At 42.3% G+C, this 17,389-nt stretch carries 1 protein-coding gene; it reads left to right on the top strand.

All coding sequences use genetic code 11. From position 1 onward, the window contains the following. Positions 1-717 precede the first annotated feature (717 nt). Positions 718-17,385, top strand: a complete 16,668-nt coding sequence (locus tag D1816_RS08720; protein WP_118502283.1) for a gliding motility-associated C-terminal domain-containing protein — start codon at positions 718-720, stop codon at positions 17,383-17,385. The last annotated feature ends 4 nt before the right edge of the window (positions 17,386-17,389 follow it).

Raw genomic sequence — 17,389 nt, 5'->3', positions numbered from 1 at the left:
TTATAAAGAAAAAGCTAATAATTTTAGTTTGCGGTATTTCCGTAGCTATTTTGATGTTTTAAAGTATGGATTATCAGTCTATTATGTATAAATTTAGGTAAATAAAGAATATTAACAGGTATGCTTGGTCAATAAGACTTTAGAAACAGTAAAAAAACATTTTAAACTTTCTAATTACCCTTTAGAAGTGAATGTCTTTTATAATTTTTTATATAAAATTTTATGCTGTTCAGGTAGTATTGATTAAGAAAGAATGCACGTCAAAATGTTATGAATTATGTACTCTGTATAGCGTATGTAATAGAACAAAAATAGCAATCTAAATTACCTGCTTATGGTTAACTATATCTTCTATTCTCCAACTTTTGTAGGAGAGGATTATGATATCTTCTTATGTTCAACTAAGAAGGTATGTCAATTAGTATCCCGAAAAAAACATGTACGATTTGGGATTAAAAAACTTTTATCATTACTAGAGTACAAATTAGTATTAATCCAATACTTTTTTAAAAAGTGTTGTGATCGACAAAAAAAAATCTACAATTTTCGAATACTATCAGATCTAAACTATGCTTCAGTTTCTAAGGGCAATGTATTAACTGAAATTACTAGTTATAGCATAATTAATCGATTCTCTCTGGGATTCTATTAACTCGCATTAGCAGCGTCAAAATAAATTGAATAAAGTAAAACGATCATCTTTTTAAAAGTGCAAATATGCGACACCTAGAAATAGTAAATAAAAATAAATATACCCCGCCATTTAAAAGAAGAAAAAATGTAAGTCCAAGATATAATACTAGGAACTCTATACTTTTGGTAATCTTATTTTTAAGCCTCTTTTTTTATCCAAAACTATCCTATGCGCAAAACATAGATACCAAAATTCAAGGAATAGATGATCCAAAATCACTATATCTTAACGAACAAATCGATGCCGGTGGAGCAAATCTATTTTTTCCTAATTATATACATGATAATGGCATTTCTAGGTCTTCTTTTAAAAGTCGAACAAGAGCATTTTTAGCTGCACCAACTATTGATTTAGACGGAAACACTGTTGGTAATGATTATAGTTTTTTTGTTCAACCTACTAATGGTTTAGTTTATAGAGTTTCTCAAAATGAATCGGTTACATCAGACGATGGTAATATTGCTAGCGCAACTATAAGTATAGCAGGTACAATAGATCCGCAGGAATTATTTGCAATACCCCCATTTAATGGCACTAATTTTTACTTTTTTAATGGTGCTGATAAAGCTGTAAATTATACTTTTGGTAGTACTGTATTAACATTTGCTCAAACGGGAGGTACTAATTTTACAATTACTGAAGCTAATGGATTGCCGATTCCTAATACGGTGTTTGAAAACTTTATGGCCACATTATTTTATGGAGATTTAAATAACTCGTATACAGAAGGGGTCAGAACTGTTACCGTTACTATAACAGATAGTGGTGGAGCTACAGGAAGCGCAAATACATTTATTAGAGTTTGGAGACATAACCCTGTAGCAGTTGATGATGCCGATAATGTAGATGCCGATGCAGTTGTAGCAATTACAGGAAATATTCTTACCAATGATATAGACAGTACACCAGGAGAAGTATTATCTGTATCAGAAGTAAATGTATTTCCAGCTGCTGTGGGTACTACATATACTACTTTATATGGTTCTATAACTATTCAATCAGATGGTTCGTATTCTTATACGGTGAATACAAGTAGTCCTGCAGTGGCTGGGCTAACAAGTACTACATCTTTAGACGATATTATTGCGTATACAGTAGAAGATTTAACAGGTAGAATTGACTATGGTATCTTAACAATTACGATAGACGGGGTGGATGATCCCCCAATAGCAATAAATGATGCCAATAATGTTAGTGTTGGAGTTGTTAATACAGCAACAGGCAATGTAATAGAAGGTGATGGAATTAATGGCCAAGATTTAGTAGACAGACCACTATCTAGGTTAATTTGGGAAAACGAATTTGCTAATGGTGCTACGGTGACCGGTTTAACAAGAACTATTAATGGAGTAGATTTAGATTTTACTTCATTAGATCCAAGTGGAGCAGGTAATGCGTTTAATCAAACCTCTCAAAATACCCTAACGAATGGAGGGCATACAGGATATTTGTTATTTAATATTGATCCCGCAACAAATCCAGTGTCAGATACACAATTAGTAATAGATTTTGATCAAGAAGTCTTTAATGTCGGTTTTTTAGTAACAGATATTGATTATTCACAGGGAACTGCTTGGCAAGATCAAATAACAATTCAAGGTTTTTCAGGAGGCTCTCCAACACCAGTAAATTACAATTTTATTAGAACAGGGGGAATAGTAGAAGCAGGCGCTGATACATACTATGGAACAGGTACAGCGGTCGAGGCAGATGCAACAGGTAATATTAATGTAGCATTTCAAGCCCCTATTGATCAATTGGTAATTTCTTATAACTATGGTCCCAATGCCACAGATGCTGATCCTGGAGGGCAAATAGCCGGAGTCTCAGATATATTTTGGCAAGGCGATAGCGTCGTGTCTTTATTTTCAGTTGACGGTGATCCAGTAAATATAGGAAATGCTATACCTACCGACTATGGTTTTTTGACTATTAATGCAGATGGTTCATATACCTATGTGTTAGATCAAACTAATCCTGCAGTTGTAGCTCTTGCTGTAGGAGCTACATTAATAGATACTACACCTTATACAATAATAGATGGTGTTTTAAATACAGCTACTGCAGATTTAATAATAACAATTACAGGAACATTAGATACAGATAATGATAATAGTCCTGATGAGGTTGATCAAGATGATGATAATGATGGTATCACCGATATCTTAGAGAATGAATTGGGGGTTGATCCTTCAGCAGATGCAGACAATGATGGAATACTAAATTATGAGGATGCCAATAATAATGGTAGTGGAGGAGCACCTTCTTGTATGGACGGAAATGCTGATGGTATATGTGATAGTTTAGATAATACTTTTGATCAAGACCAAGATGGCATTCCTAATCATTTGGATTTAGATTCAGATAATGATGGTATTTATGATGCGGTTGAAGCAGGTCATAATCAAACACATATTAATGGGGTAGTATCTGGTTCAGTAGGAACAGATGGAATCCCTGATGCTGTTCAAGCACCTGGAGGTGAGGATAGTGGTGTTATAAATTATACAGTTGCTGATAGTGATACTGATAGTAACGATAATTTTTTAGAATTAGATAGTGATAATGATGGTTGTAATGATGTTATTGAAGCTGGATTTACTGATGGTGATAACAATGGACTTTTAGGGAATGGTACATTTGGTAGTGGGCTTACGGTTAACGGAAATGGAATTGTTACTTCAGGAAGCGATGGATATACGGGAACAAATGTCAACGTCACTACTCCCGGTACAGCACCATCAATTACAACGCAACCTTCTAATTCAAGTATTTGTCCAAATACTAATACTACATTTACAGTTATAACTTCGAATGCAAATACATATCAGTGGCAATTATTTAATGGAGCTACTTGGGATAATTTAACTAATACAGGAATACACAGTACAGTAACAACAGGTACATTAACTATTACTAATGCTACTACAGCTGCTAATGGTAATAGATATAGAGTTGTAGTTTCTAGTTCCTCATATCTATGTACTATCCTTACCTCTAACGAAGTAGAGCTTACAGTTGAAGACATTACTGATCCTACAGCGAGTAATCCCGCAGCAATTACTGCACAATGTAGTGCACCTGTACCTGATATTACTGTAGTCACTGATGAAGCAGACAATTGTGGTACCCCTACAGTAGCTTTTGTAAGTGATGTGAGTGATGGGAACAGCAATCCAGAAGAGATCACCCGAACCTATAGTGTTACGGATGCCGCAGGGAATAGTATCAATGTGACCCAAACCATTACCATTAATGATACAACTGATCCTACCGCTAGTAATCCCACAGCAATCAATGCGCAATGTAGTGCACCCGCACCCGATGTGACAGTAGTGACTGATGAGGCAGATAACTGTGGTACGGCTACGGTTGCATTTGTAAGTGATGTGAGTGATGGGAACAGCAATCCAGAAGAGATCACCCGAACCTATAGTGTTACGGATGCCGCAGGGAACAGCATCAATGTAACTCAAACCATTACAATTAATGATACAACCAACCCTACAGCGAGTAATCCCGCAGCAATCAATGCACAATGTGCTGCACCTACACCCGATGTGACTGTAGTGACTGATGAGGCAGATAATTGTGGTACCCCTACAGTAGCTTTTGTCAGTGATGTGAGTGATGGGAACAGTAATCCAGAAGAGATTACCCGAACCTATAGTGTTACGGATGGCGCAGGGAACAGTATCAATGTGACCCAAACCATTACCATTAATGATACAACTGATCCTACCGCTAGTAATCCATCCCCGATTAGTGCACAATGTAGTGCACCTGTACCTGATATTACTGTAGTCACTGATGAAGCAGACAATTGTGGTACCCCTACAGTAGCTTTTGTAAGTGATGTGAGTGATGGGAACAGCAATCCAGAAGAGATCACCCGAACCTATAGTGTTACGGATGCCGCAGGGAATAGTATCAATGTGACCCAAACCATTACCATTAATGATACAACTGATCCTACCGCTAGTAATCCCACAGCAATCAATGCGCAATGTAGTGCACCCGCACCCGATGTGACAGTAGTGACTGATGAGGCAGATAACTGTGGTACGGCTACGGTTGCATTTGTAAGTGATGTGAGTGATGGGAACAGTAATCCAGAAGAGATTACCCGAACCTATAGTGTTACGGATGCCGCAGGAAACAGCATCAATGTTACCCAAACCATTACAATTAATGATACAACCAACCCTACCGCTAGTAATCCATCCCCGATTAGTGCCCAATGTAGTGCACCTACACCCGATGTGACTGTAGTTACTGATGAGGCAGATAACTGTGGTACGGCTACGATTGCATTTGTCAGTGATGTGAGTGATGGGAACAGTAATCCAGAAGAGATCACCCGAACCTATAGTGTTACGGATGGCGCTGGGAACAGCATCAATGTTACCCAAACCATTACCATTAATGATACAACTGATCCTACCGCTAGTAATCCATCACCGATTAGTGCACAGTGTAGTTCACCAGCGCCAGATATTACAGTAGTCACAGATGAGGCAGACAATTGTGGTACCCCTACAGTAGCTTTTGTCAGTGATGTGAGTGATGGGAACAGTAACCCGGAAGAGATCACCCGAACCTATAGTGTTACGGATGGCGCTGGGAACAGCATCAATGTGACTCAGATCATTACCATTAATGATACAACCAACCCTACCGCTAGTAATCCCGCAGCAATCAATGTACAATGTGCTGCACCTGCACCCGATGTGACAGTAGTGACTGATGAGGCAGATAACTGTGGTACCCCTACGGTTGCATTTGTAAGTGATGTGAGTGATGGGAACAGTAATCCAGAAGAGATCACCCGAACTTATAGTGTTACCGATGGAGCAGGAAACAGCATCAATGTTACTCAGGTCATTACCATCAACGATACAACCAACCCTACAGCGAGTAATCCCGCAGCAATCAATGCACAATGTGCTGCACCTACACCCGATGTGACTGTAGTGACTGATGAGGCGGACAATTGTGGTACGGCTACGGTTGCTTTTGTCAGTGATGTGAGTGATGGGAACAGCAATCCGGAAGAGATCATCCGAACCTATAGTGTTACCGATGGAGCAGGAAACAGCATCAATGTTACCCAAACTATTACCATTAATGATACAACTAATCCTACTGCTAGTAATCCATCCCCGATTAGTACACAGTGTAGTTCACCAGCGCCAGATATTACAGTAGTCACAGATGAGGCAGACAATTGTGGTACGCCTACGGTTGCTTTTGTAAGTGATGTGAGTGATGGGAACAGTAATCCGGAAGAGATCACCCGAACCTATAGTGTTACGGATGGCGCAGGGAACAGCATCAATGTTACCCAAACCATTACCATTAATGATACAACCAACCCTACTGCTAGTAATCCCGCAGCAATCAATGCACAATGTGCTGCACCTACACCCGATGTGACTGTAGTTACTGATGAGGCAGATAACTGTGGTACGGCTACGGTTGCTTTTGTGAATGATGTGAGTGATGGGAACAGTAATCCAGAAGAGATCACCCGAACCTATAGTGTTACCGATGGCGCTGGGAACAGCATCAATGTTACCCAAACCATTACCATTAATGATACGACTGATCCTACCGCTAGTAATCCGGCAGCAATTACTGCACAATGTGCTGCACCTGCACCTGATATTACTGTAGTGACTGATGAGGCAGATAATTGTGGTACGGCTACGGTTGCTTTTGTGAGTGATGTGAGTGATGGGAACAGTAATCCAGAAGAGATTACCAGAACCTATAGTGTTACCGATGGCGCAGGGAACAGCATCAATGTTACCCAAACCATTACCATTAATGATACAACTGATCCTACCGCTAGTAATCCCACAGCAATCAATGCACAATGTGCTGCACCCGCACCCGATGTGACTGTAGTTACTGATGAGGCAGATAACTGTGGTACGGCTACGATTGCATTTGTCAGTGATGTGAGTGATGGGAACAGTAATCCAGAAGAGATCACCCGAACCTATAGTGTTACGGATGGCGCAGGGAACAGTATCAATGTTACCCAAACCATTACCATTAATGATACGACTGATCCTACCGCTAGTAATCCCGCAGCAATCAATGCACAATGTAGTGCACCTGCACCTGATATTACTGTAGTGACTGATGAGGCAGACAATTGTGGTACGCCTACAGTAGCTTTTGTCAGTGATGTGAGTGATGGGAACAGTAATCCAGAAGAGATCACCCGAACCTATAGTGTTACGGATGGCGCAGGGAACAGTATCAATGTTACCCAAACTATTACCATTAATGATACAACTGATCCTACCGCTAGTAATCCGGCAGCAATCAATGCCCAATGTAGTGCACCCGCACCCGATGTGACTGTAGTGACTGATGAGGCGGATAACTGTGGTGCGGCTACAGTAGCTTTTGTCAGTGATGTGAGTGATGGAAACAGTAATCCAGAAGAGATCATCCGAACCTATAGTGTTACGGATGGCGCTGGGAACAGTATCAATGTAACTCAAACCATTACCATTAATGATACAACCAACCCTACAGCGAGTAATCCGGCAGCAATCAATGCACAATGTGCTGCACCTACACCCGATGTGACTGTAGTGACTGATGAGGCAGACAATTGTGGTACGGCTACAGTAGCTTTTGTAAGTGATGTGAGTGATGGGAACAGTAATCCAGAAGAGATCACCCGAACCTATAGTGTTACGGATGGCGCAGGGAACAGTATCAATGTTACTCAGATCATTACCATTAATGATACAACCAACCCTACTGCCAGTAATCCCACAGCAATCAATACACAATGTAGTGCACCTACACCCGATGTGACAGTAGTGACTGATGAGGCGGATAACTGTGGTACGGCTACAGTAGCTTTTGTAAGTGATGTGAGTGATGGGAACAGTAATCCGGAAGAGATCACCCGAACCTATAGTGTTACGGATGGAGCAGGAAACAGTATCAATGTTACGCAAACCATTACCATTAATGATACGACTGATCCTACTGCCAGTAATCCCGCAGCAATCAATGCCCAATGTAGTGCACCAGCGCCAGATATCGCAGTAGTCACAGATGAGGCAGACAATTGTGGTACGGCTACGGTAGCTTTTGTCAATGATGTGAGTGATGGGAACAGTAATCCAGAAGAGATCACCCGAACCTATAGTGTTACGGATGGAGCAGGGAACAGCATCAATGTTACTCAGATCATTACCATTAATGATACAACTGATCCTACCGCTAGTAATCCCACAGCAATCAATGCGCAATGTGCTGCACCTGCACCCGATGTGACTGTAGTGACTGATGAGGCAGATAATTGTGGTACCCCTACGGTTGCATTTGTAAGTGATGTGAGTGATGGGAACAGTAATCCGGAAGAGATTATCCGAACCTATAGTGTTACGGATGGCGCAGGGAACAGTATCAATGTAACTCAAACCATTACCATTAATGATACAACCAACCCTACAGCGAGTAATCCGGCAGCAATCAATGCACAATGTGCTGCACCTACACCCGATGTGACTGTAGTGACTGATGAGGCAGACAATTGTGGTACGGCTACAGTAGCTTTTGTAAGTGATGTGAGTGATGGGAACAGTAATCCAGAAGAGATCACCCGAACCTATAGTGTTACGGATGGCGCAGGGAACAGTATCAATGTTACTCAGATCATTACCATTAATGATACAACCAACCCTACTGCCAGTAATCCCACAGCAATCAATACACAATGTAGTGCACCTACACCCGATGTGACAGTAGTGACTGATGAGGCGGATAACTGTGGTACGGCTACAGTAGCTTTTGTAAGTGATGTGAGTGATGGGAACAGTAATCCGGAAGAGATCACCCGAACCTATAGTGTTACGGATGGAGCAGGAAACAGTATCAATGTTACGCAAACCATTACCATTAATGATACGACTGATCCTACTGCCAGTAATCCCGCAGCAATCAATGCCCAATGTAGTGCACCAGCGCCAGATATCGCAGTAGTCACAGATGAGGCAGACAATTGTGGTACGGCTACGGTAGCTTTTGTCAATGATGTGAGTGATGGGAACAGTAATCCAGAAGAGATCACCCGAACCTATAGTGTTACGGATGGAGCAGGGAACAGCATCAATGTTACTCAGATCATTACCATTAATGATACAACTGATCCTACCGCTAGTAATCCCACAGCAATCAATGCGCAATGTGCTGCACCTGCACCCGATGTGACTGTAGTGACTGATGAGGCAGACAATTGTGGTACCCCTACGGTTGCTTTTGTCAGTGATGTAAGTGATGGGAACAGCAATCCGGAAGAGATCACTAGAACCTATAGTGTTACGGATGGTGCAGGGAACAGTATCAATGTTACCCAAACCATTACCATTAATGATACAACTGATCCTACCGCTAGTAATCCGGCAGCAATCAATGTACAATGTAGTGCACCTGCACCCGATGTGACTGTAGTGACTGATGAGGCAGACAATTGTGGTACCCCTACGGTTGCATTTGTCAGTGATGTGAGTGATGGGAACAGCAATCCAGAAGAGATTACCAGAACCTATAGTGTTACCGATGGCGCAGGGAACAGCATCAATGTTACTCAGATCATTACCATTAATGATACAACTGATCCTACCGCTAGTAATCCCACAGCAATCAATGCACAATGTGCTGCACCCGCACCCGATGTGACTGTAGTGACTGATGAGGCAGATAACTGTGGTACGGCTACAGTAGCTTTTGTCAGTGATGTGAGTGATGGGAACAGTAATCCGGAAGAGATTATCCGAACCTATAGTGTTACGGATGGCGCAGGGAACAGTATCAATGTGACTCAGATCATTACCATTAATGATACGACTGATCCTACCGCTAGTAATCCCGCAGCAATCAATGCACAATGTGCTGCACCTACACCCGATGTGACTGTAGTGACTGATGAGGCAGACAATTGTGGTACGGCTACGGTTGCTTTTGTGAATGATGTGAGTGATGGGAACAGTAATCCGGAAGAGATCACCCGAACCTATAGTGTTACCGATGGCGCAGGGAACAGCATCAATGTGACTCAGATCATTACCATTAATGATACAACCAACCCTACAGCGAGTAATCCCGCAGCAATCAATGCGCAATGTAGTGCTCCTGCACCCGATGTGACTGTAGTGACTGATGAGGCAGACAATTGTGGTACGGCTACGGTAGCTTTTGTCAGTGATGTGAGTGATGGGAACAGTAATCCAGAAGAGATCGCCCGAACCTATAGTGTTACGGATGTCGCAGGGAACAGCATCAATGTTACTCAGATCATTACCATTAATGATACAACTGATCCTACCGCTAGTAATCCGGCAGCAATCAATGCACAATGTGCTGCACCTACACCCGATGTGACTGTAGTGACTGATGAGGCAGACAATTGTGGTACGGCTACGGTTGCTTTTGTGAATGATGTGAGTGATGGGAACAGTAATCCAGAAGAGATCACCCGAACCTATAGTGTTACCGATGGCGCAGGGAACAGTATCAATGTTACCCAAATCATTACCATTAATGATACGACTGATCCTACTGCTAGTAATCCATCCCCGATTAGTGCACAGTGTAGTGCACCAGCGCCAGATATCACAGTAGTCACAGATGAGGCAGACAATTGTGGTACCCCTACAGTAGCTTTTGTCAGTGATGTGAGTGATGGGAACAGTAATCCGGAAGAGATCACCCGAACCTATAGTGTTACCGATGGCGCAGGGAACAGTATCAATGTTACCCAAACCATTACCATTAATGATACAACTGATCCTACCGCTAGTAATCCATCACCGATTACTGCCCAATGTAGTGCACCTGCACCTGATGTGACAGTAGTGACTGATGAGGCAGATAACTGTGGTACGGCTACAGTAGCTTTTGTAAGTGATGTGAGTGATGGGAACAGTAATCCGGAAGAGATCACCCGAACCTATAGTGTTACCGATGGCGCAGGAAACAGCATCAATGTGACCCAAACCATTACCATTAATGATACAACCAACCCTACGGCTAGTAATCCCGCAGCAATTACTGTACAATGTGCTGCACCTGCACCCGATGTGACTGTAGTGACTGATGAGGCAGATAACTGTGGTACGGCTACGGTTGCTTTTGTCAGTGATGTGAGTGATGGGAACAGTAATCCAGAAGAGATCACCCGAACCTATAGTGTTACCGATGGCGCTGGGAACAGTATCAATGTTACCCAAACTATTACCATTAATGATACAACCAACCCTACCGCTAGTAATCCCGCAGCAATCAATGTACAATGTGCTGCACCTACACCCGATGTGACAGTAGTGACTGATGAGGCAGATAACTGTGGTACGGCTACGGTTGCTTTTGTCAGTGATGTGAGTGATGGGAACAGTAATCCAGAAGAGATTACCCGAACCTATAGTGTTACCGATGGAGCAGGAAACAGCATCAATGTTACCCAAACTATTACCATTAATGATACAACTGATCCTACTGCTAGTAATCCATCCCCGATTAGTACACAGTGTAGTTCACCAGCGCCAGATATTACAGTAGTCACAGATGAGGCAGACAATTGTGGTACGGCTACGGTTGCTTTTGTGAATGATGTGAGTGATGGGAACAGTAATCCAGAAGAGATCACCCGAACCTATAGTGTTACCGATGGCGCTGGGAACAGCATCAATGTTACCCAAACCATTACCATTAATGATACGACTGATCCTACCGCTAGTAATCCGGCAGCAATTACTGCACAATGTGCTGCACCTGCACCTGATATTACTGTAGTGACTGATGAGGCAGACAATTGTGGTACGGCTACGGTTGCTTTTGTGAATGATGTGAGTGATGGGAACAGTAATCCAGAAGAGATCACCCGAACCTATAGTGTTACCGATGGCGCAGGGAACAGTATCAATGTTACCCAAACCATTACCATTAATGATACAACTGATCCTACCGCTAGTAATCCCGCAGCAATCAATGTACAATGTAGTGCACCTGCACCCGATGTGACTGTAGTTACTGATGAGGCAGACAATTGTGGTACGGCTACGGTTGCTTTTGTAAGTGATGTGAGTGATGGGAACAGTAATCCAGAAGAGATTACCCGAACCTATAGTGTTACCGATGGCGCAGGGAATAGTATCAATGTTACCCAAACCATTACCATTAATGATACAACCAACCCTACCGCTAGTAATCCATCCCCGATTAGTGCCCAATGTAGTGCACCTACACCCGATGTGACAGTAGTGACTGATGAGGCAGACAATTGTGGTACGGCTACAGTAGCTTTTGTCAGTGATGTGAGTGATGGGAATAGTAATCCAGAAGAGATCACCCGAACCTATAGTGTTACGGATGCCGCAGGGAACAGCATCAATGTTACTCAGATCATTACCATTAATGATACAACCAACCCTACAGCTAGTAATCCCGCAGCAATCAATGCACAATGTGCTGCACCTACACCAGATGTGACTGTAGTGACTGATGAGGCAGATAACTGTGGTACGGCTACAGTAGCTTTTGTCAGTGATGTGAGTGATGGGAATAGCAATCCAGAAGAGATCACCCGAACCTATAGTGTTACCGATGGCGCTGGGAACAGCATCAATGTTACTCAGATCATTACCATTAATGATACAACTGATCCTACCGCGAGTAATCCGGCAGCAATCAATGCACAATGTGCTGCACCTACACCAGATGTGACTGTAGTGACTGATGAGGCAGATAACTGTGGTACGGCTACAGTAGCTTTTGTCAGTGATGTGAGTGATGGGAATAGCAATCCAGAAGAGATCACCCGAACCTATAGTGTTACGGATGGCGCAGGGAACAGCATCAATGTTACTCAGATCATTACCATTAATGATACAACTGATCCTACCGCGAGTAATCCGGCAGCAATCAATGCACAATGTGCTGCACCTACACCTGATGTGACAGTAGTGACTGATGAGGCAGATAACTGTGGTACGACTACAGTAGCTTTTGTCAGTGATGTGAGTGATGGGAACAGCAATCCGGAAGAGATCACCCGAACCTATAGTGTTACGGATGCCGCAGGGAACAGCATCAATGTGACTCAGATCATTACCATTAATGATACAACCAACCCTACCGCTAGTAATCCCGCAGCAATCAATGTACAATGTGCTGCACCTGCACCCGATGTGACAGTAGTGACTGATGAGGCAGATAACTGTGGTACCCCTACGGTTGCATTTGTAAGTGATGTGAGTGATGGGAACAGTAATCCAGAAGAGATCACCCGAACTTATAGTGTTACCGATGGAGCAGGAAACAGCATCAATGTTACTCAGGTCATTACCATCAACGATACAACCAACCCTACAGCGAGTAATCCCGCAGCAATCAATGCACAATGTGCTGCACCTACACCCGATGTGACTGTAGTGACTGATGAGGCGGACAATTGTGGTACGGCTACGGTTGCTTTTGTCAGTGATGTGAGTGATGGGAACAGCAATCCGGAAGAGATCATCCGAACCTATAGTGTTACCGATGGAGCAGGAAACAGCATCAATGTTACCCAAACTATTACCATTAATGATACAACTAATCCTACTGCTAGTAATCCGGCAGCAATCAATGAACAGTGTAGTGCTCCTGTACCCGATGTGACTGTCGTCACAGATGAAGCAGATAACTGTGGTACGCCTACGGTTGCTTTTGTCAGTGATGTAAATACTAGTCTAGGAGTTATCACCCGAACCTATAGTGTTACGGATGGCGCAGGGAACAGTATCAATGTTACCCAAACCATTACCATTAATGATACAACTGATCCTACCGCTAGTAATCCATCACCGATTACTGCACAATGTGCTGCACCTACACCTGATGTGACAGTAGTGACTGATGAGGCAGATAATTGTGGTACGGCTACGGTTGCTTTTGTGAGTGATGTGAGTGATGGGAACAGTAATCCAGAAGAGATTACCAGAACCTATAGTGTTACCGATGGCGCAGGGAACAGCATCAATGTTACCCAAACCATTACCATTAATGATACAACTGATCCTACCGCTAGTAATCCCACAGCAATCAATGCACAATGTGCTGCACCCGCACCCGATGTGACTGTAGTTACTGATGAGGCAGATAACTGTGGTACGGCTACGATTGCATTTGTCAGTGATGTGAGTGATGGGAACAGTAATCCAGAAGAGATCACCCGAACCTATAGTGTTACGGATGGCGCAGGGAACAGTATCAATGTTACCCAAACCATTACCATTAATGATACGACTGATCCTACCGCTAGTAATCCCGCAGCAATCAATGCACAATGTGCTGCACCTGCACCCGATGTGACTGTAGTGACTGATGAAGCAGATAACTGTGGTACGGCTACGGTTGCTTTTGTCAGTGATGTGAGTGATGGGAACAGTAATCCAGAAGAGATCACCCGAACCTATAGTGTTACGGATGGCGCTGGGAACAGCATCAATGTTACCCAAACCATTACCATTAATGATACAACTGATCCTACCGCTAGTAATCCGGCAGCAATCAATGCCCAATGTACTGCACCTGCACCCGATGTGACTGTAGTGACTGATGAGGCAGACAATTGTGGTACGGCTACGGTTGCTTTTGTCAGTGATGTGAGTGATGGGAACAGTAATCCGGAAGAGATCACCCGAACTTATAGTGTTACGGATGGCGCAGGGAACAGTATCAATGTGACTCAGATCATTACCATTAATGATACAACCAACCCTACCGCTAGTAATCCCGCAGCAATCAATGCACAATGTAGTGCACCTGCACCTGATATTACTGTAGTGACTGATGAGGCAGACAATTGTGGTACGCCTACAGTAGCTTTTGTCAGTGATGTGAGTGATGGGAACAGTAATCCAGAAGAGATCACCCGAACCTATAGTGTTACGGATGGCGCAGGGAACAGTATCAATGTTACCCAAACTATTACCATTAATGATACAACTGATCCTACCGCTAGTAATCCGGCAGCAATCAATGCCCAATGTAGTGCACCCGCACCCGATGTGACTGTAGTTACTGATGAGGCGGATAACTGTGGTGCGGCTACAGTAGCTTTTGTCAGTGATGTGAGTGATGGAAACAGTAATCCAGAAGAGATCATCCGAACCTATAGTGTTACGGATGGCGCTGGGAACAGTATCAATGTAACTCAAACCATTACCATTAATGATACAACCAACCCTACCGCTAGTAATCCCACAGCAATCAATACACAATGTAGTGCACCTACACCCGATGTGACTGTAGTGACTGATGAGGCAGACAATTGTGGTACGGCTACAGTAGCTTTTGTAAGTGATGTGAGTGATGGGAACAGCAATCCGGAAGAGATCACCCGAACCTATAGTGTTACCGATGGAGCAGGGAACAGCATCAATGTTACCCAAACCATTACCATTAATGATACAACTGATCCTACCGCTAGTAATCCGGCAGCAATCAATGCCCAATGTAGTGCACCCGCACCCGATGTGACTGTAGTTACTGATGAGGCGGATAACTGTGGTGCGGCTACAGTAGCTTTTGTCAGTGATGTGAGTGATGGAAACAGTAATCCGGAAGAGATCATCCGAACCTATAGTGTTACGGATGGCGCTGGGAACAGTATCAATGTAACTCAAACCATTACCATTAATGATACAACCAACCCTACCGCTAGTAATCCGGCAGCAATCAATGCACAATGTGCTGCACCCGCACCCGATGTGACTGTAGTGACTGATGAGGCAGACAATTGTGGTACGGCTACAGTAGCTTTTGTAAGTGATGTGAGTGATGGGAACAGTAATCCAGAAGAGATCACTCGAACCTATAGTGTTACGGATGGCGCAGGGAACAGTATCAATGTGACTCAGATCATTACCATTAATGATACAACCAACCCTACTGCCAGTAATCCCACAGCAATCAATACACAATGTAGTGCACCTACACCCGATGTGACAGTAGTGACTGATGAGGCGGATAACTGTGGTACGGCTACGGTTGCTTTTGTGAATGATGTGAGTGATGGGAACAGTAATCCAGAAGAGATCACCCGAACCTATAGTGTTACGGATGGAGCAGGAAACAGTATCAATGTTACGCAAACCATTACCATTAATGATACGACTGATCCTACTGCCAGTAATCCCGCAGCAATCAATGCCCAATGTAGTGCACCAGCGCCAGATATCGCAGTAGTCACAGATGAGGCAGACAATTGTGGTACGGCTACGGTAGCTTTTGTAAGTGATGTGAGTGATGGGAACAGTAATCCAGAAGAGATCACCCGAACCTATAGTGTTACGGATGGAGCAGGGAACAGCATCAATGTTACTCAGATCATTACCATTAATGATACGATTGATCCAATAATAACATGTCCAGAAGATATCACACAGAATGTTGATTCAGGATTATCTACAGCAGTAATTACATATGCTTCTCCTATAGGTACAGATAATTGCTCAGTAATCACTATAAATCAAATAGCAGGTTTACCATCTGGTTCAGCTTTTCCGATAGGAATAACAACAAATACATTCGAAGTGGTAGATGGAGCGGGAAATGCAATTACATGTACTTTTAACGTAGAAGTATTAAATAATGTTGTAATTGCTAATGATGATAATGTTAGTGTAACTGGAGATATAGGTGGGAACTCTATTAATGTAGTAGATGATAATGATCTCCTTAATGGTAATAGTGTTATGTTAGGAGTAGATGTTGAAATTACTTCGATAGTAGATACTAATCCAAACGATAATGTTAGTCTTGATGTTTTAACAGGAGAAGTACTGGTCTTACCTAATACTCCATCTGGTAATTACAGTATTACTTATACATTATGTAGTATAGCAGAACCTGTTGTTTGTGATGATGCTACAATAACAATTACCGTGATTAATGCTAGTATTGCAAATTTAGATTTAAGAAAAACGGGAATATACGTTGATGCAAATAATGACGATCTTCCAAATGCAGGGGATGAAATTCGATATACTTTTACAGTAGAGAATACTGGAAATATCGATATTACAAATATAATTCTTTCAGATCCCTTACCTGGTATTAGAATAATTGGAGGCCCAATCGATTTAGTCGCAGGAGAAGAAAACACAACGGCTTTTACGGGGCAATATGAACTAACAGAAGATGATATTGTTCGAGGTACAGTTTCTAATCAAGCAATGGTTATTGGGCAAGATTTAAATGGTAATGATGTGATTGATTTATCAGATGATAGATCTGATACTACAGATATAGATCTTGATGATGATGGAGATCCAGAAGATGAAACAATCACTCGTATTCCAATAAAAGATGATTTAGCCATTTTCACTGGTATAAGTCCTAACGGAGATGGAATGAATGATGAATTTCGAATTATTGGGTTAAGTGATTTTCCTACTAATACTTTAAGGATATATAATAGATGGGGGGTTGTAGTATTTGAAGAAGATAGTTATGAGCAACCTGGATCAGAATTTTTTAAAGGATTTAGTAACGGACGAACTACCATTTCAAAAAATAATGAATTACCCGTAGGAACATATTATTATGTTATAGAATACATAAACAGTAATAACTTTTTAAAACAAGAAACAGGATATATTTATATAAATAGATAGGATA

Source organism: Aquimarina sp. AD10 (assembly GCF_003443715.1).
Lineage (GTDB): Bacteria > Bacteroidota > Bacteroidia > Flavobacteriales > Flavobacteriaceae > Aquimarina > Aquimarina aggregata.
The sequence above is the reverse complement of the archived record's forward strand: the minus strand, read 5'-3'. Positions and strand labels throughout refer to the sequence as shown.